The organism is Mesorhizobium sp. RSR565B (assembly GCF_054719465.1).
Map to the genome: position 1 here is coordinate 4,029,495 of NZ_JBTTIE010000001.1, position 23,646 is coordinate 4,053,140.

16 protein-coding genes are annotated in these 23,646 nt (G+C 57.2%); 9 read left to right on the forward strand and 7 right to left on the reverse strand.

Annotated elements, in window-relative coordinates:
* Positions 1–320 precede the first annotated feature (320 nt).
* Together ACYG9R_RS19520 and ACYG9R_RS19525 are read right to left on the reverse strand one after the other, a co-directional pair.
* Positions 321–1,103: an alpha/beta fold hydrolase gene (locus tag ACYG9R_RS19520; RefSeq protein ID WP_023734885.1), complete on the reverse strand. Its 783-nt coding sequence runs from the start codon at positions 1,101–1,103 to the stop codon at positions 321–323.
* A 422-nt stretch (positions 1,104–1,525) separates the two neighbouring features.
* Positions 1,526–3,070, reverse strand: coding sequence for an FAD-dependent oxidoreductase (locus ACYG9R_RS19525; protein ID WP_023734884.1), 1,545 nt, complete (start codon positions 3,068–3,070; stop codon positions 1,526–1,528).
* A gap of 593 nt (positions 3,071–3,663) precedes the next feature.
* On the opposite strand from ACYG9R_RS19525, the gene ACYG9R_RS19530 reads away from it, so the two are divergent.
* The 3 genes from ACYG9R_RS19530 (at position 3,664) to ACYG9R_RS19540 (ending at position 9,475) form a co-directional block, all read left to right on the forward strand.
* Positions 3,664–4,959, forward strand: a complete 1,296-nt coding sequence (locus tag ACYG9R_RS19530; protein ID WP_023734883.1) for an epoxide hydrolase family protein — start codon at positions 3,664–3,666, stop codon at positions 4,957–4,959.
* Between the two features lie 1,325 nt (positions 4,960–6,284).
* A complete protein-coding gene (locus tag ACYG9R_RS19535) occupies positions 6,285–9,110 on the forward strand; it encodes a PAS domain-containing protein (protein ID WP_050590563.1) in 2,826 nt (941 codons plus the stop codon).
* Positions 9,107–9,475 (forward strand): response regulator transcription factor, encoded by a 369-nt coding sequence (locus ACYG9R_RS19540; RefSeq protein WP_031199892.1) that lies wholly within the window; start codon positions 9,107–9,109, stop codon positions 9,473–9,475. The genes ACYG9R_RS19535 and ACYG9R_RS19540 overlap by 4 nt, the downstream gene beginning before the upstream one ends.
* 666 nt (positions 9,476–10,141) lie before the next feature.
* On the opposite strand, the gene ACYG9R_RS19545 is transcribed toward ACYG9R_RS19540, so the two are convergent.
* Complete coding sequence (locus ACYG9R_RS19545; protein ID WP_023734878.1) at positions 10,142–10,738, reverse strand: redoxin domain-containing protein; 597 nt, start codon at positions 10,736–10,738, stop codon at positions 10,142–10,144.
* A gap of 558 nt (positions 10,739–11,296) precedes the next feature.
* On the opposite strand from ACYG9R_RS19545, the gene ACYG9R_RS19550 reads away from it, so the two are divergent.
* The 6 genes from ACYG9R_RS19550 to ACYG9R_RS19575 all read left to right on the forward strand — a co-directional run bounded on the left by ACYG9R_RS19550 (position 11,297) and on the right by ACYG9R_RS19575 (position 18,600).
* Positions 11,297–13,918: a PAS domain-containing protein gene (locus ACYG9R_RS19550; protein ID WP_155923331.1), complete on the forward strand. Its 2,622-nt coding sequence runs from the start codon at positions 11,297–11,299 to the stop codon at positions 13,916–13,918.
* Positions 13,915–14,289, forward strand: a complete 375-nt coding sequence (locus ACYG9R_RS19555) for a response regulator (RefSeq protein ID WP_023734875.1) — start codon at positions 13,915–13,917, stop codon at positions 14,287–14,289. The genes ACYG9R_RS19550 and ACYG9R_RS19555 overlap by 4 nt, the downstream gene beginning before the upstream one ends.
* Positions 14,290–14,330: 41 nt before the next feature.
* On the forward strand, positions 14,331–14,990 hold the full coding sequence (locus tag ACYG9R_RS19560; RefSeq protein ID WP_023734874.1) for a response regulator transcription factor: 660 nt from the start codon (positions 14,331–14,333) through the stop codon (positions 14,988–14,990).
* A gap of 293 nt (positions 14,991–15,283) precedes the next feature.
* A complete protein-coding gene (locus ACYG9R_RS19565; protein WP_023734873.1) occupies positions 15,284–16,240 on the forward strand; it encodes an enoyl-CoA hydratase/isomerase family protein in 957 nt (318 codons plus the stop codon).
* Between the two features lie 66 nt (positions 16,241–16,306).
* On the forward strand, positions 16,307–17,704 hold the full coding sequence (gene fumC / locus ACYG9R_RS19570) for a class II fumarate hydratase (protein WP_031199887.1): 1,398 nt from the start codon (positions 16,307–16,309) through the stop codon (positions 17,702–17,704).
* 92 nt (positions 17,705–17,796) lie between these two features.
* Entirely contained in the window at positions 17,797–18,600 is an 804-nt protein-coding gene (locus ACYG9R_RS19575) for an MIP/aquaporin family protein (RefSeq protein ID WP_023734871.1), read from the forward strand.
* A gap of 86 nt (positions 18,601–18,686) precedes the next feature.
* Here ACYG9R_RS19575 and ACYG9R_RS19580 read toward each other — a convergent pair whose 3' ends face one another.
* The 4 genes from ACYG9R_RS19580 to ACYG9R_RS19595 form a co-directional block, all read right to left on the reverse strand.
* Positions 18,687–20,267 (reverse strand): MFS transporter, encoded by a 1,581-nt coding sequence (locus ACYG9R_RS19580; RefSeq protein WP_023734870.1) that lies wholly within the window; start codon positions 20,265–20,267, stop codon positions 18,687–18,689.
* On the reverse strand, positions 20,264–21,340 hold the full coding sequence (locus ACYG9R_RS19585) for an HlyD family secretion protein (RefSeq protein WP_460221877.1): 1,077 nt from the start codon (positions 21,338–21,340) through the stop codon (positions 20,264–20,266). Before ACYG9R_RS19585 ends, ACYG9R_RS19580 begins: the two co-directional genes overlap by 4 nt.
* Positions 21,341–21,669: 329 nt before the next feature.
* Positions 21,670–22,743 carry an MBL fold metallo-hydrolase gene (locus ACYG9R_RS19590; RefSeq protein ID WP_023734868.1) on the reverse strand — a complete coding sequence of 358 codons (1,074 nt, stop codon included), beginning with the start codon at positions 22,741–22,743 and terminating at the stop codon, positions 21,670–21,672.
* Positions 22,744–22,981: 238 nt separating this feature from the next.
* Complete coding sequence (locus ACYG9R_RS19595; RefSeq protein WP_023734867.1) at positions 22,982–23,281, reverse strand: hypothetical protein; 300 nt, start codon at positions 23,279–23,281, stop codon at positions 22,982–22,984.
* Between the last annotated feature and the right edge of the window lie 365 nt (positions 23,282–23,646).

A 23,646-nucleotide genomic window follows, 5' to 3' on the forward strand; every position in this document is an offset into this window, starting at 1 on the left:
GTCTAATCGCCGAAGGTACGCAGATGCATTTAGCCGGCGTCTTCGGGCCGATATTTCGCTCAAGACACCCGACCTGAGGGGCTTCATGATCGTCGTGGGGCAACGAGAAAGGCATTCGTTGCCCAGCGTGAGCATCGGTTGGTTCTTGGCCGATCGGATCGCACTGCGAAGCGAACTCATGACGGTACGGAGAAGCGTCAGGACCGCGTCCACCGGACGAATTGACGGCTCCCATATCAACCAGGGTCGCGACTCTATTCAGTGTTGCAAATGCTGCAATGTAGGTTCATCGGACTTGGATCTGCGCTTGTGACGCATTATCATTTTGCGTTCGCCGCATCCTCGATCAGAGCAGCCACCTCCCGAGGGTGGGAGACCATAACCAAATGGGAAGCGCCTGGGACGACCACTGTCTTCCGCGCATGGGCACGTTCAGCCATGAAAGCCATAGCGGCCGGCGGGATGTTGCGGTCTGAACCGCCGTAAATCGACCAGGACGGAATGGTTTTCCAGGCCGCACGAACTGCCCGTTCGGCCAGGGCGGCCTGATTCACTGGACGCTGCGCCGCACTCATCAGCCGCGCGTCCGCCTCGGGGAGGTCTGCGGCGAACTGGGCATGGAATTTGTCTTGCTGTATGTACAGGTCCTGGTCACCGTTCGGCAGATTGACTGGAGGCGCAAGCGTGGACCCGAGTGTGCTTCCCGGAAATTTACCAGTTAGTTCGAGGCTGCTCTCACCAATCTCGGGCTCGAAGGCAGCAACATAGACGAGCGCCCGCACATTAGATAACTGGCCCGCCATGGCGGAGATCACCGCCCCAGCGTAAGAATGGCCGACAAGAACGACCGGTCCCTTTACTGAACCAATGACGCTTGCGACATAAGCCGCGTCACCAGAGACGCTTCGCAAAGGGTTGGCCGCCGCGATCACAGTGAATCCGTCATGGATCAGATCCGCGATCACGCCGTTCCAGCTGGCAGACTCCGCGAATGCGCCGTGGACCAGGACGATTGTGGGCTTTGGCTCGTCGCCGAGGGCGACGGTGGCGCCGGCCAGACTAAATGCCCCGACTATCGCACCGATATTGACGAAACTGCGCATGATTCAACCTTTCTGTTAACTACTCCGCCACCAGAGCCGCTCAGTGTCGCCAAATCTATCGCACTAAGGTGTCGTCGACACCTTGGTGTAGGTGTGTTCAGCTTGAATAGGGCGAATCAGATCGGACTCGAACCGCCATCGCCCTTCCGTGGCTGGTCTCAATATTGAAATACGTGACCTGCCTTGCATTCAAATGTGCAACTGCCGGCTCGGGACTGACGGTATTGAGGAGATATGCAGAACCGGAGCTATCTGCCCTCCAAAGAAATCCTTGCGTGCGGATCAGCGAAAAAACGCTTCACCGTCGGACTACGTGGGTAAGTCAACAGACTACCGTCCTTCATGGATTTGTACCGCCAACGCTCGGCCCCTCATCTCTGATCTTTTTGGCCACCGGGAGCGCTGTGGCTCGTCCCCAAGCCCTACGACTTACCAACACTTGTTTGCCGCTCCATTTCCACCTCAGCTTCCAAGCTCTCGATGTCACGGAAGATCGAAGCAACGGCCAGCGTAAGCCCTGCGCGCTTGAAGCGCAGCAGGCAGTCTTTTGCACCAATGTCTCCATCAACCTTGATCTCGTCCCATCGCTCGGCATGACCAACGTAGTTGATCGGTATGTTGTAATGCTGGCTCCAAAAGAACGGCAGTGCGACGAATTTCTCGCTGTGGCCGAGCATATTGAGTGCTGCAGTTTGCCCTTGTCTCTCTGCAACCACCCAATGCTCGACACGAATCTTTTCGCCACTATTTGGATCGGGCCACCGCGCAATGTCGCCTGCCGCGAAGATCCCAGGCGCGCTCGTCTCCAGAAGGGCATTGACTGCGACACCGCGATCTATGTTGAGTCCAGCCTTTTCGGCCAGCCTAACCCGCGGTCGCACCCCGATACCGGCGACAACGAAATCCGCCTCAAGCATATTTCCGCTCCTGAGAGTCAGCTTCTTGCCATCGATGCTGCTCGCGATGTCCTCGAGATGGAATACGACACCGTTCTCCTCGTGGAGGGCGCGGATGAAGTCGCCCATTTGCGAACCAAGAACCCGCTCCATAGGACGTTTATCCGGCGCCACGACGTGAATTTCGATACCACGCGAGCGCAGGGCCGCGGCCACTTCCAGTCCAATGAAACTGGCGCCGAGCACGATGGCGCGGCGCGCGGTCGAGGCGTGCTCGATGATGGCCTTGCAATCCGCGAACGAGCGCAGCGTGTGAACGTGTGGCTGGTCGGCGCCGGGTATGTCCAAGCGAACTGGCTCGGCTCCGGTCGCAAGCAGTAGCCTGTCGTAGGGTGTCCGGGTCCCGTCCGCGAGTACAACCTCATGGGAACGTGCATCGATGCTGGCGACGTCCGCATTGAGACGCAGATCGATATCGTTCTTTGCGTAGAAGCTTTCCCGGCGAAGCGGAACCCAATCCTCCGGCGCATTGCCAGCCAAATAGTCTTTGGAAAGAATAGGCCGATCAACCGGCGGCGCGTCGTCGTTGCTGAGCATGACGATGCTGCCTTGATAGTTTTCGCGCCGCAGTTTTTCGGCTGCTGCGAAGCCTGCCGCGCCGCCGCCGACAATGACGATCTTCCCGGGAGGATGGCTGGACCCTCCTACGCGCTGCTTTGGTTCCGTCCGTTTTCGCTTTTCTCTCACGAATATCCGATCATCGCGCAGCTCCACCGACCAGCAAGCGAGTGGTTTTAAGGCAGGCGCGCGCAATGCTTCGCCCGTGCGCAAATCGAAGCACGCGTGATGCCATGGGCACCGAACCGTGCTCTCAACCAAAAGACCATCAACGAGTGGCCCGCCGTAGTGGGTGCATGTCGCCCCGATGGCGAAAACTTCAGTCCCGCGGCGTACCAACAACACCTGTTCACCGCCAGAATGACCGACGAGCTTTCCGCCATCGGGAAGGTCAGATAAAGCGATGCCGTTGACCAGATCCGGTCCGTTCGGTTTGGTATGATATTCAGCCATCTTCTTCTCCCTTCCCGATGCATTTGAGATCGCCTCCGACATTCCTGCCTCCAGCCCTTGGCCAGGCGGGCGGAGCTGATAGCTAGGGTCGCCTGTTTCAATCCGCCCCGGCCAACATACTGTGGATCTTACGGCGGCCATTGGGCCGGCGGTCCATGGCTAACGGCTCTCTGGCGTTGCTGTGTCGGTGACATCTTGCGCCTCAGTCAATGCGGACGGCAGGACGAATCAGCGCCGCGGCTCTGATTTCGTTTTCTCATTCCGAATCCATTTCGGAAAATCGAAGTCGCTGGCCATTATCGATTCGCGGGTATGAGACCCGCGCTGCCCCGCTAAATCAATTGGACCCAAGTATCGCCGATACCTTTGTGCCGACGATGAAATGCCCAATCCTTCGCGCTGTCTGCCGCAAGCGCCTCCGCAACAGCCCTGAGCTCGAGTGGCGGAGCCTCGGCGTTGCCGCGAGATGCACTTGGAGCATACCAAGGTATCGGCGATACCAACGTTCAATAGAAGTGACCGGTACTTACTGGCCTCATTGATTCGTGCTGTCTCGAGGCGAGCAGCTTTAGTCAAGTTATGAGGAGGTACAGATGTCATCATTATCTTCAATGTCCACCCGCCGGGAAGTTCTCGCGGCATCCGCCGCAGGGGCTATTGCGATGATTACCTTGCCGGGTGTCGCGGGAGCAATGAAGAGTGGCGGGTCTGAGACCATTCGCCCGTTCCGCGTCCACGTTGAGGACGCTGATCTCGTCGACCTCAAGCACCGCCTCAAAGCTACGCGGTGGCCTGAGCGCGAGACGGTGAATGACACCGCCCAAGGTGTTAGGCTCGCGACGATGAAGGCGCTCGCGCATTATTGGCAGACCGAATACGACTGGCGCAAATGCGAGGCGTACCTGAACGGCTTGCCGCAGTTCGTTACCGAGATCGACGGGCTGGATATCCATTTCATCCACATTCGCTCGAAGCATGCGAACGCGCTACCGGCCATCGTCACCCATGGATGGCCGGGCTCGATCATCGAGCAGTTGAAGATCATCGGTCCCTTGACCGATCCGACGGCCCATGGGGGCGGCGCTGCAGACGCCTTTGACCTTGTCATCCCCTCGCTGCCGGGACACGGCTTCTCAGGGAAGCCGACGGCAGCTGGCTGGGATCCAATCCGGATCGCGCGAGCCTGGGGCGAACTGATGACGCGGTTAGGGTACACGCGATACGTGGCGCAGGGCGGCGATTGGGGAAATGCCGTCACCGAGCAGATGGCGCTGCAGAGTCCGCCGGGTCTGATCGGCATTCATACGAACATGCCGGCCACGTTGCCGGATGAGGTCTCGAGTGCGCTCGCGGCGGGCGGCCCTGCGCCCTCCGGTCTATCGACCGACGAACGTTATGCCTGGGATCAACTCGACTTCTTTTGGAAGCATGGGTTGGCCTACGCCCAAGAGATGGCAAACCGACCGCAGACGCTGTACGCGCTGGCGGATTCACCCATCGGGCTCGCGGCCTGGATGCTCGACCACGATGCACGCAGCTACGACCTGATCGCCCGAGTCTTCGACGGAAAGTCCGAGGGTCTGTCCAAGGAAGACGTCGTTGACAACATCGCGCTCTACTGGCTCACCAACACTGCGGTCTCTTCGGCGCGCCTCTACTGGGAAAGCAAGCTAGCTTTCTTTGCGCCGAAAGGTGTGCCGCTCCCCACTGCGGTGAGTGCATTCCCGGACGAGATCTACACAGCGCCGCGCAGCTGGACTGAGAAGGCTTATCCAAAGCTGATCTATTACAACCGTCTCCCGAAAGGCGGCCATTTCGCGGCCTGGGAACAGCCGCAGGTTTTCGCCAACGAGCTCCGGGCTGCGTTCAGGTCGATACGTAGCGCCTGATCCCCGCCAGTGCAGACCTGCACGCCTCCCAAGTGGGCGTGGTGAGCGCAGAGTCCGGCCGTCCCCGCAGGCGGAGCGGCCGGCTCTGCTTCAGGACGTCATCATCGATGATCGTCACGAGCGGACGGTTGGTCATCGGACTGGGCGCCGCGTTTTCCGTATGCACGGTTTCAGGCCCGCGATTTGTTCCGAGATGTAAGGGATGGCGAACGGAACGCTCGCTCCCGGGCCGGTATGCGCTCTCCCAGATCTGTCCTTTGTGGTGCTCATCGATCGAGCGGCCAATGGAGAGCCCGACGCCGCCCTACTTGCTGCGACAGCAGCTGATCGGTGCGTCGGAAAACCCCGGTTTTTGTGATCCGACAACGATAATCCCAATATCATCCCGGTAGCCCCATTGGCATTGTCACGGGCGACACTCGGCGTCGCCAGAGCCGTACGTCCGGCAGCCGGCCACTGCGAGACAAGCCTCCGAGCGCCCCGACAACGACGTACCAACCTCGCCCGGCTGAAGGGTCTCTCCGAGCGATTGTGCGAGGGTGGCCACGGCGCAAATGCGCCGCTGCCACCATTGAGAAGCACGTAGACGAAGTCGACAGGGAGCATGCCGAGCAATGCGTACAGCAAGGTTCCCGTGGCAGGCAGCCAGTCCCCGAGGGCGCTTGCTAGTACCAGCAGAAATGCTGCGTCTGAACGAAATCATCTCCCAGAAGAAGGGAGGAAGAGTGATCCAAGGGACCTGACTTTCGAATTACGATTTCCAAGATTGAACCATTTTCTAGTCTCGGAAGAAGAGCGTGCACGCGCGATATTCTGTATCCTTTTACGAGCGAATCTTTGCCCAGCGACCGGCGAGAAAGACTCAGACCGATACCAAGGTGCTATGGATTTTCGGAATGGGAGGGAGCAGCGTTACACGAAAGTCCTGCGCTGGGCAGTTAAGTGGCCACGTCAGGTCAGCCTGTGCTGGTTGAGGGCGCTCAGCTGGATCGAGCGCGTGCCGTTATGTATTCCTTCAATAGTGAGGACCAAGGATATCGCGTTTTATGTCATTAATAAAATGCTTCGACCGCGGCGATCGAGTAGTTCAGATGGCGGGTCGACGTCGCCATCGTCACAATGCTAACCAATGGGGTAGCGACGGGATCGATCACAGTGCAGCGCATTGACGAGTTGAAGTTTCGCAGAACTACCGGCTTGGACCCAGGCATCAGTCAGTTCGGTATCCTCGAGAAAAATTCTTTCGTACCCACCACGCAAGAGTTTCTTCAAAGACTGCTTCAACGCCGTGCCGACAAAGCGCTCTCGCAACGAACTGCAAGCTGATGATGCAAATCGACGTTCTCCTCGCCGAGAATAACCGACTTCAGCGCTGTCTCAGCGACCTGGGTAGCGTTATGGCGCTGCCCAGCACATGGGGTGGCCGCGAGCCATTGATGGCCGGTCAACTACTCGACTTGGTTCTCGGCATGCTGGACCTCGACTTCGCCCATTTGCACTTCAAGGATGCCAACGACAATACGCGACGGCAGGTAACGCGACTGTCACAATGGGCGCGAAGCGTGGCCACATCGGAGGATTTCGGGGCGATGCTGGGGCCCTTGACGACCGCCGAGGCGACAGAATGGGCGCAACGACTTACGGTTGGCGGCAGTGTTCTTACGATCCTGCCTGTGCGCCTAGGCGCGCTTGGAGAGTTCGGGCTGCTGGTGACAGGTTCGCGGCGGGAGGATTTCCCGCGCGAGACCGAAACAGTTCTCCTGAGTGTCGCGGCCGCTCAGGCGACGATCGGCTTGCAGGCGGCTTTGCAACTCGACGAAGAGAAACGCTCTGCCCATGCAGAGCAAGCGATCGCTGCAAACGAGCGTAATCTTGCGCAGTTCGTAAACACGATTCCGGGTCTAGCGTGGTCCGCCCGGATCGATGGCTCGGCCGAGTTCTTCAACCAGCACTACCTCGACTACGTCGGGCTTACGGTCGACGAGGCGCTTGGGGCCGGTTGGGTGAACGCAGTTCATCCGGAGGATCTAGAGGGATTGATTGCGAGTTGGCATGCGATGTTGGCTTCACGTCAGGCAGGCGAAGCGGAGGCTCGGCTCAAGCGCTTCGACGGCGAGTACCGCTGGTTTCTGTTTCGTACAAATCCTCTGCACGACGAGGCCGGCGGAGTCGTCAAATGGTTTGGTGTCAACATCGACATCGAAGATCGCAAAAAAGCCGAGGAGGCGCTGCGTACTGGTGAGTGGAATCTTCGTCAGTTAACTGAAACCATCCCTCAGATGCTGTGGAGCGCTACACCCGATGGATCCATTGACTACTGCAATGCGCGCTTGTTGGATTACACGGGGTTCTCGGTTGGTGAAATCATCGGCGGTGGTTGGATCAAAATGCTGCACGCGGACGATGTCGAGCGGGCCAGGAAAGTCTGGCTTGCTTCCATTGAGAATGGGACTCCCTATCAGGTCGAAGTGCGGACGTTCCATGCTGCCGACCGCAGTTATCGCTGGGTTTTGACCGATGCGTTGCCGCTCCATGACGACTTCGGTCAAATTCTGCGATGGTATGGTAGTTGTATCGATATCCATGATCGAAAGGAGGCCGAATCAGCTATTGCAGCAAGCGAGCGAACCCTCGCACAAATTATCGATACGATTCCGGTCTATGTTTGGTCGGCTGGCGCCGATGGTAGCACCGATTTTCTCAACAGTGGCTATCTTGAATATCTCGGAATTGGGCGAGACCAGATGCAGGATTGGCCCTGGTCAGCCGTGGTTCATCCGGACGATCGTCAGGCAAGCGCCGGTGTCTGGAAGGACTTGTTAGTTTCGGGACGTGCTGGTGAAGTACAAGCCCGCTTCCGTCGTTTCGACGGGGAATACCGTTGGTTTTTGTTTCGGGCAAATCCGCTTCGTGATGAGACTGGTGCCGTCAAATGGTTCGGAGTTACGATAGATATCGAGGAATTGAAGCGTGCGGAGGAGAGGTTGCGCGCCAGCGAATGGAATCTGCGTCATCTCACGGAGACCATTCCTCAGATGCTCTGGAGCGCCAAACCTGACGGGGCGATCGACTACTGCAACACGCGTTTGCTTGACTATGCCGGATTCACTGCCGGGAAAATCACGGGCGACGGTTGGAAAAGTCTCGTTCATCCGGATGATCTCGCTCAAGCTGCGCGCGCGTGGTCCACGAGTGTCGTGACCGGCAGGCCTTATCAGGTGGAAGCGCGCCTCATTCACGCTGCCGACCGTTCGTTTCGCTGGTGTCTAACCACAGGCCTACCGCTGCGTGATGAAGACGGGCGAATCCTCAAGTGGTACGGCGTATGTGTCGACATGCATGAATGGAAAGAGGCGCAAGACGAACTACGCGAGACCCAGGCGGCGCTCGCTTACATAACGCGCGTGATGACCATGAGTCAGCTTACAGCATCGATTGCCCACGAGCTAAATCAGCCTTTGGCCGGCATCATGACGAATGCCGGTACGGCCCTGCGCATGCTGACTGCCGAACCGCCGAACATCGACGGAGCTCGTGAAACTGCAAAGAGAACAATCAGAGATGCTCAGCGCGCATCGGAGGTAATTTCTCGGCTACGCGCCCTCTTCACCAAAAGAATCACCACCTCTGAGGTCGTGGACCTGAATGCCGCCGCACAAGAGGTAGTTGCATTGTCATCGAACGAATTACACAAACGCAATGTGAGCCTTCGAGTCAATTTTGCCCAAAATCTACCACACGTAATAGGTGACCGCGTTCAGCTGCAGCAGGTAATTCTCAACTTCATACTGAACGGCGCTGAAGCAATGGATGAAGTGATGGATCGGCCGAGAGAATTGTTCGTCTCGACTGAGCTAGAACGAACGGGCCATGTTAGGGTTTCGGTCAAGGACGCCGGCGGCGGTTTCGATCCTGCTCTGGTCGAGAAGCTCTTCGGCCCGTTCTATACGACCAAAAGCGACGGTATGGGCATCGGTTTGTCCGTTAGCAAAACTATAGTCGAGAATCATCAGGGCCGTGTTTGGGCTGAGCGTAACGACGGCCTTGGCGCTACGTTCAACTTCTCAGTTCCTTCTCTGATTGCGCAAACATCATTCAACAGGTCTAGGAATGTCCCGTCGAGTTTGGCGGAAAGTACTGGACATACATGATGATAACACGGGCATACATCGCAGTTGTTGACGACGATGAGTCTGTTCGCGAGTCTCTGCCGGATCTAATCGGTATCTTTGGCCATGAAGCCGAAGCATTCTCCTCGGCAGAGGAATTCCTGGCTTCCAAACGGGTCAATCAAGCCAAGTGCTTGGTCCTTGACATCGCAATGCCTGGTATGTCCGGCATCGAGCTCCAACGCCAGCTGGCTCTCCAAGGTCGGCAGATTCCGATCGTCTTTATTACAGCACATGGAGATGATCGGGTCTGTCAGCGTCTGCGTCAGAGCGGGACAATTGAATGTCTCTTAAAACCGTTCACTGATACTGCGCTGCTTGATGCGCTCAACGCTGTTCTCCACTAGCTACTAGTTCAGGATGGTGGGGGCGTCGCCCTCGGACCGTGCTCTACTCGTCGCACACACCCCTCCCGAAGTCCGTTGACGCAGAGAATGGCGGGGATCGTCCTGCGCTTCATTCGTGAGCTTCGCGATGACTGATCCTAGTCGGCGCGTGACACTGAAGTGTTGTATGGCGGCCAAAGCAGGAGGGGGCGGTCTCTTATTCCTGATGCTCTGCCCGATATCGCCGGATCCGTGGGTCATCGCGTACGAGCCATAGCGGCCGTTCGCTATAAAGATCGAGCCCGTCGAGCGAATGATTGATCGGCAACGCCTGGGCGAGCCTTCCCGGTCCTCATGCCAGGTCGCTGAACCGCTCGATACCGCGATTGAGCCGCATGATCGCAGTGCCTTCGAGCGGCTCGAGCTTTCGACTCGGCATGCCCGGTCCGATCTCAGGGATCTAGCTCGAGACATTCAGCATGTCGAGATGCGGTAGGCGAGATAGAAATAGGCGTGACCGCGCTCGAAAAACAGCGAGCGATCGCACCCCAGTGGGGATCCAGAGCCGCTCGTATCTCAAGTCTTCCATGCTAAATCTTCTTAACATCCTCAGGCCAAAACCCCACACGGCGACTAAAGCTCGTCACCTTGCCAGCACGGACAGCGCGCACCCACAAATTTTCGAATTCATTCCTGTTCGCGAAATGTTTGAACGCGCGTCTTTCCGTAAGGATAGAAAAGCTCCTTACGACCAGTCTGCCACGCAGCCCTGAGTTCCGGCCTGTTGATGTCCCAGTCCGGCCGGCATTTCATAGTCACCGCTCGCATGTCCTGCCGCAGTTCCTCCACCGTGGGTCGCCCGAAAAACCAATACCCATTGTAGACCTTGTAGACGACAAGACCCGGCTCCATGACGATAACGTGAGGGATCATGGGGTTGTGCGTCGGATCCGTGTACTCCGCGATGTCGAGGTCCTTCTGCACAACGCGCCGCGGGTCCGAGAGAAAAGGCCAATGGGCGCCCACGCCAGTACGATATTCGCTCGTCTCCAGAAGATTGTCCGTCGTAATGGTGACAAGCCGGCAATAACCCACGTCCATTTCTCGATGAAGCTGGACTAGCCCTTCAGCCTGCCGGCGGTCCTTGGGACAATACCCGCCCCTACCGAGAACGAGGACCAACGGATCCCGTCCCTGCAACTCGGAAAGCGTTCGCCGCGCGGCAGTGTGATCTGAGAGTTCATAATTCGGAAAAATAGAGCCGGGAACAATATCGGATCGCATAATAGCACCACTGATTCCGACTGATAAATGTCAAGTCGCTAACGCAAACAGCAAGTAGTATACAATAGCAGGAAAACCGCTAAATCCATCTATACGATAGTATTGACAATACCATTGGATGACAAGACCCCAGACCAGGTCTAGCCGATATCATCGCGACCGCCCGGAGCCGCCCCAAATCCTTGCGTTTTCACTGTGTCACCGCAGGAGGTTTGGATGAATACGAAAACGAAAATGCTGCACTTCGACTCACCCACTCGTCACTGCCTATTGCCGAGTGACGTTTGACAGCCGCCGCTACACACGTCCGTCTAGGTCGATCCAGGATTAGCCGAGTTGGAGCAAAAAGGTGATGGCCTGACGGTGGTTTCGATCCCTGGCGCGCGAGCGTGCAGGAATGGAGGACGATAAAGTCGCGTTACTAGAGACATGGACGAACCGTCGATCGCAGATCATTGTCTTGCAGCGTTGCACTCCTTTTTCCCATCGCGCATTCGATCTCGTCCCAAAACCGACACCTACGCATAATAGACGTTAGTGTTGTCCCGGGGGCATGGTGTGTCAGGACGTAGGCCTGTTCTGGTAGGCGGCAACGGTCATGAAGAAACTGCCGCATCCGCTCCCTTCGCTGGATCTGAACTCGGCGACGTGGGTCATGGCTGTTCTTTCTTCAACGGCGATGAGGTTTTTGGCGTGAGCGCGGCAGAACAGAAGAAGCACTGTGCAAAAAGCGATGAATCCCTCGTGACAAGCCAGCACGATTTCAAACTCATCATCGATACCATTCCTGCGATGGCATGGTCAGCTCGCCCAGACGGCCTCACTGAGTTTCTAAGCCAGCATTATCTAGAGTACACCGGCCTCTCCGGCGAGCAGGCGAGGGGGTGGGGCTGGACGACTGTGGTCCATACTGACGACCAGGATGGGCTGCTCACCCTATGGCAGACAATCATAGTGTCGGGCGAAGCCGGAGAAACCGAAGCCAGATTGCGCCGATTTGATGGAACTTATCGATGGTTTCTTATCCGCGCTAACCCGTTGCGGGATGAGTCGGGCAACATCGTCAAATGGTATGGGTTGAACATTGACATCGATGATCTGAAGCAGGCTGAGGACAAGGCCCTCGAAGCTGAGGGCGAGCTACAACGAACGATCGACGGGATACCGGCGCTGGTTGCGGCTTATTACCCCGACGGCTCGCGAATTTCTATCAAAAAGCGGGGGCGCGAGTTCACTGGACTGTGTGCTGAGGATGTGACGAATGGTGGCTGTAGGGGCGCAATCCACCCAGATGACATCGAGCTCGAAGAGAGCAAATGGCGCGCATGTGTCGCGACCGGAGAAACGTTCGAGCATGAGTACCGCGTTCGTGCGAGTGACGGGACATATCGCTGGCACATTGCCCGTCGCGTGCCGGTCCACGACAAAGCGGGTCGGGTGATCCGATGGTACGGTATCAGTCACGATATTGAGGGTCGGAAACGGGCGGAAGCTTTTCTCGCCAGCGAGAAGCATTTGCTGAAGATGATCGCGTCGGGCAATTTGCTTCGGGATGTTCTCAGCGCGTTGTGCGTTTTTGTCGAAGACGCCGCCCCCGACTGCTTCTGCGACGTCCACCTGATAAATTGGAGCAGCTCGACATTCGAATATGCCGTGGCTCCTTCCTTGCCTCCCGACTACAGCGCGCCGATTGCCGGCATGCCCGTCGACGGCGACCTGTTGCCATGTGGCATAGCGGCCTATCAAAAAACGCAGGTGGTCGCAGTGGACATGGAATCTGATCCCCGTTGGTATACGTCGCCTGTGCGGCTACATGTTCTGAAGCACGGATATAGGTCGGTGTGGAGCACTCCGATTTGTTCCAGAGAGGGGCGGGTGCTTGCCACCTTTTGCATCGTCCAACGGAAGCCTGCGAGCCCTTCGCCGCACCATCAGGATCTCATCGCGCACGCCACACAAATCGCCAGCATTGCAATCGAACGTTCCCTTATCGAGGCAGCGCTCAGGCGGAGCGAAACGTTGCTTTCGGAAGCACAACGCTTAAGTTCCACGGGCGCGTTCTCCTGGCGCTTGGACACTGACGAGATCGCCTTTTCCGAGGAACTCTATCATATCTTCGAACTCGATCCGAACTCCCCCGTGACGCTTGAACGGCTCCGTGAGCGAATCCACGCGGATGACCTCCAGTCGCTGTCCGCCCAGATGACTCGGGTTCGAGCCGGGCAGAGTTATCTCGGCTATGAGATCCGGCTGCGGATGCCGGATAGCAGGGTCAAATTTCTACGCACGTTTGGCAAGGTCATTCGCCATCAGGATGATCGCATGGAATGCCTCACCGCAGTGCAGGACGTGACGGGGCGGCGACAGGCTGAACAAGCACTTGGCAGAGCCCGGTCTGAACTCGCACATGTAACCAGGGTTTCGAGCCTCGGAGTATTAACAGCCTCGATTGCCCATGAAGTCAGTCAACCTTTATCGGGGATCATTACGAACGCGAGCACCTGCCTGCGCATGTTGGCGGCCGATCCTCCAAACATTGACGGCGCACGCGAAACCGCCCGCCGAACCATCCGCGACGGCAATCTAGCCGCAGATGTGATAACGCGATTACGCGCCCTCTTCAGCAAGCGAGCACCTACCCTTCAGTCGGTGGATTTGAACGAGGCGGCAAGGGAGGTGATCGCTTTGTCGTCGGGCGACGTTCAGAGCAGTCGCGTGGTTCTTCAGCCCCAATTGGCTGAGGGTCTGCCGCTCGTTGCGGGCGACCGTGTCCAGCTTCAGCAGGTGATCATGAACCTGATGCGAAACGCGGTGGACGCCATGAGCGGGGTAGATGATCGCCCAAGGCAGTTGATAGTAAAGACCGAGGCGGATGGAAATGACCATGTGCGCCTGTCTGTACGGGATTCCGGCACAGGTTTCGGCCCAGATGGTGCGGAGCGGCTCTTTGAACCCTTCTACACCACCAAGAATGAAGGCATGGGGATGGGATTGTCCGTTAGCCGTTCCATCATCGAGAGTCACTGCGGGCGTCTATGGGCAGCAGCAAATGATGGCCCGGGAGTGACGTTCACGTTCTCCGTGCCCGAATACTCCAGGGAGCGATTGTCTTTGCAGGATGTGAGTGTTGGTACGGCGTCCGCGGTCGGTGGTGTTCGAAGATCGGCGGGAGCGAGATGAAGCCTGCGGATGCACTGGTGTCAGTGGTTGACGACGACACGTCTGTGCGCGAGTCCTTACCAGATTTGCTCAAGGAGTTGGGCTTCAGGGTGGACACATTCGCTTCGGCAACGGAGTTTCTGGCGTCTGACAGCATTCATGAAGCCAAGTGCCTGGTTCTCGATGTCACCATGCCCGTCATGACAGGCCCCGAACTGCAACAGGAACTAGCGCGTCGCGGGCAAGAGATTCCGATCGTCTACATTACCGCGCAGCGGACCAGTGCCATGCGGCTTCGTCTCATCGAACAGGGTGCGGTCGAGTGCTTGTTTAAGCCGTTCAGCGATAGGGCCCTTCAGGAGGCTCTCCATCTGGCGGTTTGTAAGCCTTGAAAGTGATGGATTGTTAATGCCGGCTTAGGAGGATAATTGCCATGTACACGGGTGTAGCGGCTGAACTAGGCAGTGTCGCGATGTCGGACGAAGCATCCGTGGTGTTCATTGTAGACGACGACATTTCGGTGCGTGAATCATTAGAGTTGCTAATCTGCTCGTCAGGTTGGCAGCCGGAGGCGTTCGGTTCAGCAAAAGAATTCCTCGATCGACCCCAGGTTGCCCTGGTTTCGAGCTGCCTCATCTTGGACGTCAATCTACCGGATCTGAGTGGGCTCGACCTGCAGAGTCTGATGGCTAACGAGCGTACCCCTATGCCCATCATCTTCATAACCGGCTACGGGGACGTACCGATGACAGTCAAGGCGATGAAGGCCGGGGCTGTCGAGTTTCTAACCAAACCATTCGACGAAGAGGAACTATTGGGTGCAATCAAGCTGGCACTCCAAAGGAGCAAGACCGCTCTCGCTCTGGACGCCGATTTGCAAGCTCTCAGGCATCGCCACGGATCGCTCAGCCGTCGCGAGCAAGAGGTTATGACGCTGGTCGTCTCTGGTCTCTTGAACAAGCAGGTCGGCTTTGAGCTTGGCATCAGCGAAATCACAGTCAAGGCACATCGTGGCCAGGCTATGCGAAAAATGCAGGCCCGCTCGCTGGCCGAGCTGGTGAACATGGCAGCCCGACTCGCCACCGCTGAGTAGTCGCTTTTCTCCGCGACTGGGTACCGATTCAAACGCCATCGCGCGGTGGGAGGCTCCATCAATCCCAAGGTATTGACGATACCATGGTGCTATCGTCTCAGCCCCGACATTCGTACATTATTGTGGTGTCTGAAGTAGATTTTATATATAAAAGGGACAGTAGAGCTTCTGTTGCTGATAAGAGGCAGTGATGGGTGAGTTGTGCGCGTGAAGTGGCTTAACTGAACCCTTGGTGCCGCGATGTGATCATGTTGTATGTGGCGGATTTTGACATTTAGCGAGGTAAATTGGCTATGATGTATTCCAAGGTCAAAAAGTCAGTATTGTTGGCCGTTGTCGCATTCCTGCAGGGGCCTCCGAACGTTTTCGGACAGGAAACAACGTTGCCCAGTGTTGCTAGCGCGCCGCTTGCAGCGACACTGAGCAAAACGACCGAAAAGATCCGCCTGACACGCAAGAGCGAGGCCTACTGGGAAGTCACTTTCAATAATCCTCCACTCAATATCATTGGCCCGTCCGAGGTCCGCGAGCTTGCAAAAATTGTTGGGCAGATCGAAGCTGATGGGAGGGTCAAGGTAGTAGTGTTTGACAGCGCGGTCCCTGGTTATTTCATCGCCCACTACGACCTGTTAGGTCCCCTCAAGGATTCCACAGGCATGGAGCCGGGGCCAACAGGTATGCATCCCGTGCCTGATGTCATGGTACGCATCAGTCGGCTGAAGGCTGCGACGATCGTTTCAATTCGTGGGCGGGCGAGTGGTATAGGCAGTGAGCTTGCGCTCGCCGCGGATATGCGGTTTGCCAGTCGAGAGAAAGCGGTTGTGTCGCAGTTTGAAGTTGGCGCCGGCTTCGTCCCTGGGGGCGGCCCTATGGCGCGGCTGCCTCGGCTGGTCGGCCGCGGCCGCGCTATCGAGATGTTGATCGGTGCCGAGGGCTTTGATGGCGAATTAGCCGAGCGCTACGGTTATGTGAATCGGGCGCTGCCCGATTCACAATTGGACAGTTTTGTCGACGCCTTGGCGACGCGAATTGCGTCGTTCGACGGGCAGGCGATCGCTGACGCTAAGACCTTGATCAACCAAGCTAGCCTGCCACCGGACTCTGAGATGCAGCCGGGGTGGGATGCGTTCATCACTTCCGTACAACGGCCTGCGGCCCAGGCGCGTCTAAAGGTACTCGTCAACGAAGGACTACAGCGGCCCGGAAAGGTAGAGAGAAACCTAAACGAATATACAGCCAAGTATCGGTAGCGGTCTACGGAGACTCGAATCAACGAGCAATATCAAGGGTTGTGAAGAGGACGGACCGTGACTCGCATGCGCAAGGAGACCGACAGTCTGGGTGTGGTGAACGTCCCAGCCCGCAAGCTGTGGGGGGCTCAGACGCAGAGGTCTCTCGATCATTTTTCCATCGGGAGAGATTTGATTCCGCGGGAAATGATCACAGCTTATGCGGTGCTCAAGAAAGGCGCTGCCAACGCCAATCAGGCAGGCGGACGGCTCGATGCTCAAGTCCATCGACTGATTGTGCAGGCATGTGACGAGATATTGGCGGGGCAGCATCAGGACATGTTTCCGCTCCACGTGTGGATGACGGGCAGCGGTACTCAGTTCAACATGAACGTTAATGAGGTGATTTCCAACCGGTGCTGTCAGCTGACCGGGACCGTCCTTGGGAGTAAGACGCCAGTTCATCCAAACGACCATGTTAATATGGCGCAATCGTCAAACGATTCATTTCCTTCCGCGATGAACATCGCGACGTCAACCAACGCTAAACGGCGCCTGATTCCGGCGGTCAAGCAGCTCGAGGAAGCCATCCGGTCCAAGTCCGAGGAGTGGAACGACATCATCAAGATCGGCCGTACTCATATGCAGGATGCAACGCCGCTGACTTTGGGCCAGGAATGGTCTGGATATGCTGAAATGCTGACCGACAACCTTGATCGGCTCGAGAGTTCATTAGGCGGCGTCTATCGTCTCGCCCTCGGCGGGACGGCGGTTGGCACCGGGATCAATTCCGCACCAGGTTTCGCAGAAGCAGCCGCGGCCGAAATCGCGAGGCTGACCCAGCTCCCATTTGTAACCGCGCCCAACAAGTTTGCCGTCCAGGGCGCACACGACGCCTTGGTACAGTTTTCTGGCACGATGCGCACTCTGGCAACTTCACTTTACAAGATTGGCAACGACATTCGTCTCATGTCGTGCGGACCCCGAACAGGCTTCGCCGAACTGATAATACCGGAGAACGAGCCGGGTTCCTCCATTATGCCCGGCAAGGTGAATCCCACCCAGGCCGAAGCGCTAACCATGGCTGCCGTGCAAGTGATGGCCAATGATGTTGCAGTGGGGTTCGGCGGGGCCGGCGGATATCTTGAGATGAACGTCTACAAGCCCCTGATCATCCACAACATCACCCACTCGATCACGATCATCACCGACAGCTGCACGAACTTTCGTCGGTTCCTGATCGAGGGTACGAAGCCCAACACGAAGAAGATTGCCCGGGATGTCCGCGATTCGCTGATGCTCGTCACCGCACTCTCGCCTGTCGTTGGTTATGATAAAGCTTCGAAGATTGCGCACTATGCGATGGACAACGATCTCACGCTGAAAGCAGCTGCTCTGAAGCTGGGCCTCGTTTCCGAAGCAGTGTTCGACCGCGTGGTTAAACCAGAAAAGATGGTGAGACCGTACGTCGCAACATCCGCCTAGGTGAGCGTTAGCTCGTCCAAGCCGGCGGCCGCTGCTGCCGTCCTGGGCAAGGCGGTCATCACCTTCAACTAGCTATTCCCAGGAGGATATCCATGAGCACCCATCCTGTTGGCTTCGGCGAGGCCGCTCTCGCACTGCAGATCGGCGAGTCTCGTTTCAACGCAAACTGGAAAAGTCCCCGACATCGGTTCAGGCGCCTATTGTCAGAGTTTATCGGCACTGCAGGATTGACTTTCGTATTATCAGCCGGTGCAGCCATTCTGGTTTTGCACGGCGGGATAAAGGTTGAGCCCATCATCGCTGCGTTCATCCTGTCGGCGATTTCTGCATTGTGGCTGGTCGCGGCGATCTATTTTCTCGGCGACATTAGTTCGCACTTCAATCCTGCCATGACATTTGCGTTTGCCTTGCGCGGCGATATGGGTTGGCCGATGTGCATGGCCTACGTCATTGTGCAGTTGATTGCCGCGGCGGCGGGATCACTTCTTGCCCGTTCGTTCTTCGGTATCGAAGGCAATCTCGCGGCCACGATTCCGCAACCTGAGCAACTCATCCAAGCAGTGTTCTTCGAGGCCATCCTGACATTTGGCATGGTTTTGATGGTGATCTCGATGGCAAACGGCCCGAAGCTCAATGGCCAGTTTATCCCTATCGCCGTGGGTGCCTACGTGATGTCGCTGGGGACCCTGGGGGGCCCCTACGAAGGAGCAGCGATGAACCCTGCCCGTGCTTTCGGACCCGACCTGGCGCGAGGCGATCTGTCAACGTGGTGGGTCTACGTCGTGGGACCGGTCGTAGGCGCGATTATTGCCGCATTCGCTGCCAAGATTCTCCGAGGCCCAGCCAATGCTCAAGAGGCACAGGCGGCGATGGGAACGCCCCAGGACGAGTCCTGAGTTAGGTCGACTATGTTTCGTCATCTGTTGAGTACAGATGTTTCCCCCGGCGTTTCCGACAATAGCAGCCTAGATCCTCGGTAAACTTATTCGCCCGAGGATCGACGGCCAAGAACCCTCTTGCAGACGACTAGGCAAGGCCCCGCGATCAAGAACAACAGCACAAGCGCGAAGAAGGCCTCATTGAAGGAAATGGCGATCGCCTGCCTGTCGACAGCCTGCCGCAGAAGCGATAGCGCGGCCCTACCAGAGACAACACTGTCGAGGCCCCTGCCCGCAAGTTGGCCTGCCACCGCTTTCAGACGCTCCTCGAGCGAGACATCGCCAACGGCCAAGTGGGACGCCAGGATGGTCCTGTTATAAGTAAGTTGTCGATCGAGATAAGTTTGCAGCAGAGAAGTACCGGTCAGACCACCAATCTGTTTACCAAGACCGAAAAGACCGATCCCGAATGGCAAGGCCTTGACGGGAAGCCGCATGAAGGCAGACAGCGTCAGGCTGATGAACAGGAGACCCAGCCCAAAGCCGCGCAGGAGCAGTGGAAACTCCAGATCCACAGTTCCGCTGTCGCTTGTCGAACCCGACAGGAACCACATTGACGAGGCGAAACACACGACACCGACAGGAGCCAAAGCAAGCGGATTTATTCTGCTTTTCTGTACCCCGACCCCCGCCAGCAGCAGGGTGCACCCCAAGATTACTCCACTCGGCAAAAGGAGTGTTCCAGCATCCGTAGCCGTGAAACTGAGAACGTTTAGGGCAAAGGCCGGGATGAGAAAGGCGCTGCCGGACAACGCGAATCCGGCTACCAGACTGACGACAAATGCGAAGCGAAAGTCGGGATCACCCAAAGGCGACGTGGGGAGGATCGAACGGTCCGATGCAAATCCAAGTTCCCACAGCGGCAGGAGGATGACCGCCAGCAAGCCGCTCAGGGCGAAAAGAGTGATGGGCCCGTCATCGAACCAATTGAACCTGCTGCCTTGCTGCGACACATACGTCAAAGATGCAGCGGCGATTCCAACCAGCACGACCTGGGGATAGGGGAGGCGGATCTTGTCGCGGAACGCTTGCCTCCGGTCCGCCGCCAGCATGACCAGGGCGACAATGCCCACCGGCACGTTGCTCAGGAATATCCAGTCCCATGACCGGTGGTCGACAAGCCAGCCTTGCAGGGCTGGCGTCACGGTCGTCGGGGCCATCACCGAGCCCAGGGCTAAAACAGCTTGCACTACCGGTTGCTGAGGGCTTGAGAAACGCAAGAACAGCAGCGTCTGGCCTGCCACGAGCACAGTCGCGCCGGCAAGACCCTGAACGATGCGGCAGAAGTCAATCCAGGCAATATCGGCGGAAGTGATCATTGCAGCAGACGCCAGGAGAAGCGCGACCGCGCCGGCGCGCAAACAGGGTGTAGGCTTCAGCGCTGCAACAAACAGCGGCGCGACCAAGAAGCCGGTCATTTTGGCCGCGAGAAATGCGATGTCTAAAGTCGCGAATTCGTCGCTCGTGGCATGTATGTCGCCCAGCATATCCAGGCGCCCGATAGAGAGCGCCGTGCTGGCGATCGAATCCATGACGGCGGTCAGTACAACTCCGATCAAGACCAACACGTCGCCCAGCGCTTCGGGCTTCGCCACTGAGTGTCGCGGTCCGATCTGACGGCTCATTTCGCCGCACCAGGCCGATTTCCGGCAAGCTCGCCAACCGGGTTCGAAGAGGTGGTTGCGGGATCGGTCTCTCGGCTCACCCGGACAGCAATGCGGGCTGAAAGTCCGGGAAGCAGCCGGCCTGGCAACGGATTGTGTGTAAGTCTTATCTTGACTGGAACGCGCTGAACGACGCGGATGAAGTTACCAGTCGCATTGTCCGGTGGCAGCACGCTGAAGGCAGCCCCGCTACCCGGGGCAAAGCTGTCAACGACACCATCAATCTGAACACCAGGGTACTCGTCAATCATCACCCGAACTGATTGCCCGATTTCCATTCGATTTAGCTGGGTTTCCTTGAAATTGGCCACGACCCACACATCTTGTACCGGAACGATGTCCATACCCGGGGTGCCGGGAGTGACGTACCGCCCGACGCGAACTTGCCGGTTGCCTACGACACCGTCGATTGGCGACTGTATGAGGGTATTGGCAAGATCCATCCTGGCCAGGCTGACTGACGCTTTCGCCTGAGCCATCGCTGCTTGGGCGCCGGCGAGTTGGGCACTTAGCACGCCAAGCTTGAGCCTTTGCGCCAGAGTATTGGCCGCCGCGGCTTTATCCGCAGCCTCGGCTTTTGTGAACCCGGTCTGTGCATCCTGGAGTTTTTGTTCGCTGGCTGTTCCGCTCTTCTGGAGAGCGGTGTAGCGGTCAAGATTGGCTCTTGCAAACAGCAGATCCGCTGAGACCGACCGCTCCTGTGCCGCCGCTTGTTCTATCAAGGCATCTTGCAGATTCTGCGTTGCTCCAATGTTTGCGATATCGGCTTGTCGCGTGGACAGGGTGGCAATGGCTTGGTCGAGTTTCGCCCGGTAGTCACTATCGTCGATGCGAAACAGCAAACTCCCCTTGCGAACGTTGGCGTTGTCTCCAACCGGGACTTCCACCACATAGCCGGAGAGCTTGGGCGCGATGCTCGTTATATCGCCGCGCAGATAAGCGTTGTCCGTGGTCTCCTCGAAACGGCCGTGAAAATACCATTGCCAGGCCCAGGCTCCCGAGAGCGAAATCGTTACAGTCGCCACCACCACGATAGCTACCTTCCGAGCCTGACCTATTGGTGCTCGCGTTGATGCAGACGAAGCCACAGAACCGATTGCGGGAGATGCCGCTGGTTGCGATTGGTCATCACTCTCAAACGGCGGTTGCGCGGGTCCTTCAAAGCCTTCAGCTCGGAGCATTTCAACGATCCAATCTCCAACATGTGGCTAGTCAACTTGCGAGTTGGCTCGGTGTGGCCGGATCGCGGATCAGTCGCCGTATTGGCTGCTAGTCCGGCAAACCCATTGAACGCCCCCGCACCGCCCCTCGACGAGATCGCCCAGAGGGACAACCCAGTCTGAAACCCTCGGATTGTAGGCCTTCAATCGATACGAAGGCTCTGCTCCATCGCGTAGCACTGGTCCCAGATGAACACGTCATACCCGGCCAGTCGGGACTGCCACTTGGGCGTGACCGCATTGACGCATTGCACGACGACGCGGTCGATATAATTGTCATAGACAGCCCAGAGGTTGGCCGTGTCTTCTGCTTCCATTTCTTCGCCGGGCGGCGTTGACTTCAGCGCAGCAGCTGCGGCGGCCTTCAGGTCATTCATGAATTCGAGCTGAGTACGGACGTCGGAATGCGTGCCTACGCGATTGACATGACCCCCAACAAGCGTTTCGAACGGCAATGTATCGATATAGGCCACTTGGTCGAAGTAGCCGGGGATGTCCTTGGCAAGTGCGAAGCGACGCCAAGGCATCCAGCCAGGAAAGATCACGTCCACCACCATCAGGACCTTCTGTTCTGGAGCATAGATGAAGATGTTGCCCGGCTCATGTGGACTGCTGCCGGGATAGGTCAGTTCAAGAACCTGACTACCGACGTTCAAGGTGTAATGGTCCTTGAATGTGACGCTCGGTAGGGGGCGCCTGGGATCTTTGGCCCGATCGAGCAGCCTCAAGGTTTCTTCCTGGGCGATGATAATTGGACGGCCGCCGAGGTCGTTCGCGCCGCCAATATGATCCACGTGCGCATGGCTGTAGACGAGATATGTGATAGGCCGATCCGTCACCTCAGCGATTGCCTGGCGTATGTGAGCCGAGTACCCCGGAGGGGCGTCGATCACAACCACACCTTTTTCATACACCAGGAACATCGACTGGTACCCGTTGTCGGTGACCATGTAGAGGCCGCGACCCAGCTTTTGGCTCCGGTATCCCTTCTTCCAGTCGATGGCGGGGGTTACGTCCTCCTTGGGAATCGGAAGGTACTGATCGACGCGCGCGCCTATCGGCGCCAACGACGGCATACTCTGGTAAGGGGCACCAGCCTGTCCGGGCAACGTGTCCGCGCGGGCACCGCCGATTGGCGCCAAGCCGAAGCCAATAGTGAGAATAAGACAACCGGCGCTTGCTGCTGCCCTCGAGATAGCGAAGCGGTATAGAAGCATAACAATCTCCTATCATCGAATAGTATTTAACATTAACGGTTTGTCGATAAGTCTGAACATCATTTGATGATCGTAGATAGCACCAATAACCTGGCGTTAAAGTAACGCCCTGACTGCGATTCTTAGAATGCACACCTCATGACCCGGCAATCACCCGAACCGATAGCGATAGACCGAATCACCTGGCACCTCGAACAATACTGACGGATAGGTGATCCCCTGTTCGATCGGAACAGCTTCAATGCCCCTGGCCAAGAGCATTCAGATCAGCACAGAATTCCGCGTAAGGTTTGGTCATCCCCGCGTCCTGACATTCTCTTATCATCGCCTTGCGCTTGCCCATTGGGAGGGTTCCAAGGGCTGCCCTAAACCTGCTCCTCATAACCGGATCCGTATGGGTCTGCCTCTTAATGGAACTGGTATGGCTAAACGACAGCTGGTTGATCGGGTCGATGACATCAAGTGCGCCGGCAAACGCGCTTCCCCCGATTACTGAGAGTGCAAATGCGGTGACGAGACATTTAGCTCTAACGTCCATGACGTATTCCTTTTCCTCACTGAGCAACCGCCGAGCTGACAATCGCCACGATAAACTACCAATACTTCTCCCGACCACGCTATAACGGGACGAATTGAAGTGTACCTGTAGACCGTCGCGAATCTATTGTTCGATGGTATCGCCGATACTTTGGCATTGATCGTCGAGAAATGCTGACCTGAAGTGCGTCTGTCGGACGCCAAGGAAGGAATTCGGTGCGATCGGGGCTTGTTGCTCAGCTCTCCGATGGCTTCCCGCCGTGTGCAGGTAGTCCTTGGCGCGATGCCAAATGCTCCACCTGATACCAAAGCGTCATGGATCCCATACTTTAAGCGGCCCACAATTTCGGTTTGCACGATAATTGC

Bases quoted from the DNA above. Each gene is read 5' to 3' on its own strand.
- ACYG9R_RS19520 (WP_023734885.1), bottom strand. From the start codon at position 1,103: ATGCGCAGTTTCGTCAATATCGGTGCGATAGTCGGGGCATTTAGTCTG.
- ACYG9R_RS19525 (WP_023734884.1), bottom strand. From the start codon at position 3,070: ATGGCTGAATATCATACCAAACCGAACGGACCGGATCTGGTCAACGGC.
- ACYG9R_RS19530 (WP_023734883.1), top strand. From the start codon at position 3,664: ATGTCATCATTATCTTCAATGTCCACCCGCCGGGAAGTTCTCGCGGCA.
- ACYG9R_RS19535 (WP_050590563.1), top strand. From the start codon at position 6,285: ATGATGCAAATCGACGTTCTCCTCGCCGAGAATAACCGACTTCAGCGC.
- ACYG9R_RS19540 (WP_031199892.1), top strand. From the start codon at position 9,107: ATGATGATAACACGGGCATACATCGCAGTTGTTGACGACGATGAGTCT.
- ACYG9R_RS19545 (WP_023734878.1), bottom strand. From the start codon at position 10,738: ATGCGATCCGATATTGTTCCCGGCTCTATTTTTCCGAATTATGAACTC.
- ACYG9R_RS19555 (WP_023734875.1), top strand. From the start codon at position 13,915: ATGAAGCCTGCGGATGCACTGGTGTCAGTGGTTGACGACGACACGTCT.
- ACYG9R_RS19560 (WP_023734874.1), top strand. From the start codon at position 14,331: ATGTACACGGGTGTAGCGGCTGAACTAGGCAGTGTCGCGATGTCGGAC.
- ACYG9R_RS19565 (WP_023734873.1), top strand. From the start codon at position 15,284: ATGATGTATTCCAAGGTCAAAAAGTCAGTATTGTTGGCCGTTGTCGCA.
- fumC (WP_031199887.1), top strand. From the start codon at position 16,307: ATGCGCAAGGAGACCGACAGTCTGGGTGTGGTGAACGTCCCAGCCCGC.
- ACYG9R_RS19575 (WP_023734871.1), top strand. From the start codon at position 17,797: ATGAGCACCCATCCTGTTGGCTTCGGCGAGGCCGCTCTCGCACTGCAG.
- ACYG9R_RS19580 (WP_023734870.1), bottom strand. From the start codon at position 20,267: ATGAGCCGTCAGATCGGACCGCGACACTCAGTGGCGAAGCCCGAAGCG.
- ACYG9R_RS19590 (WP_023734868.1), bottom strand. From the start codon at position 22,743: ATGCTTCTATACCGCTTCGCTATCTCGAGGGCAGCAGCAAGCGCCGGT.
- ACYG9R_RS19595 (WP_023734867.1), bottom strand. From the start codon at position 23,281: ATGGACGTTAGAGCTAAATGTCTCGTCACCGCATTTGCACTCTCAGTA.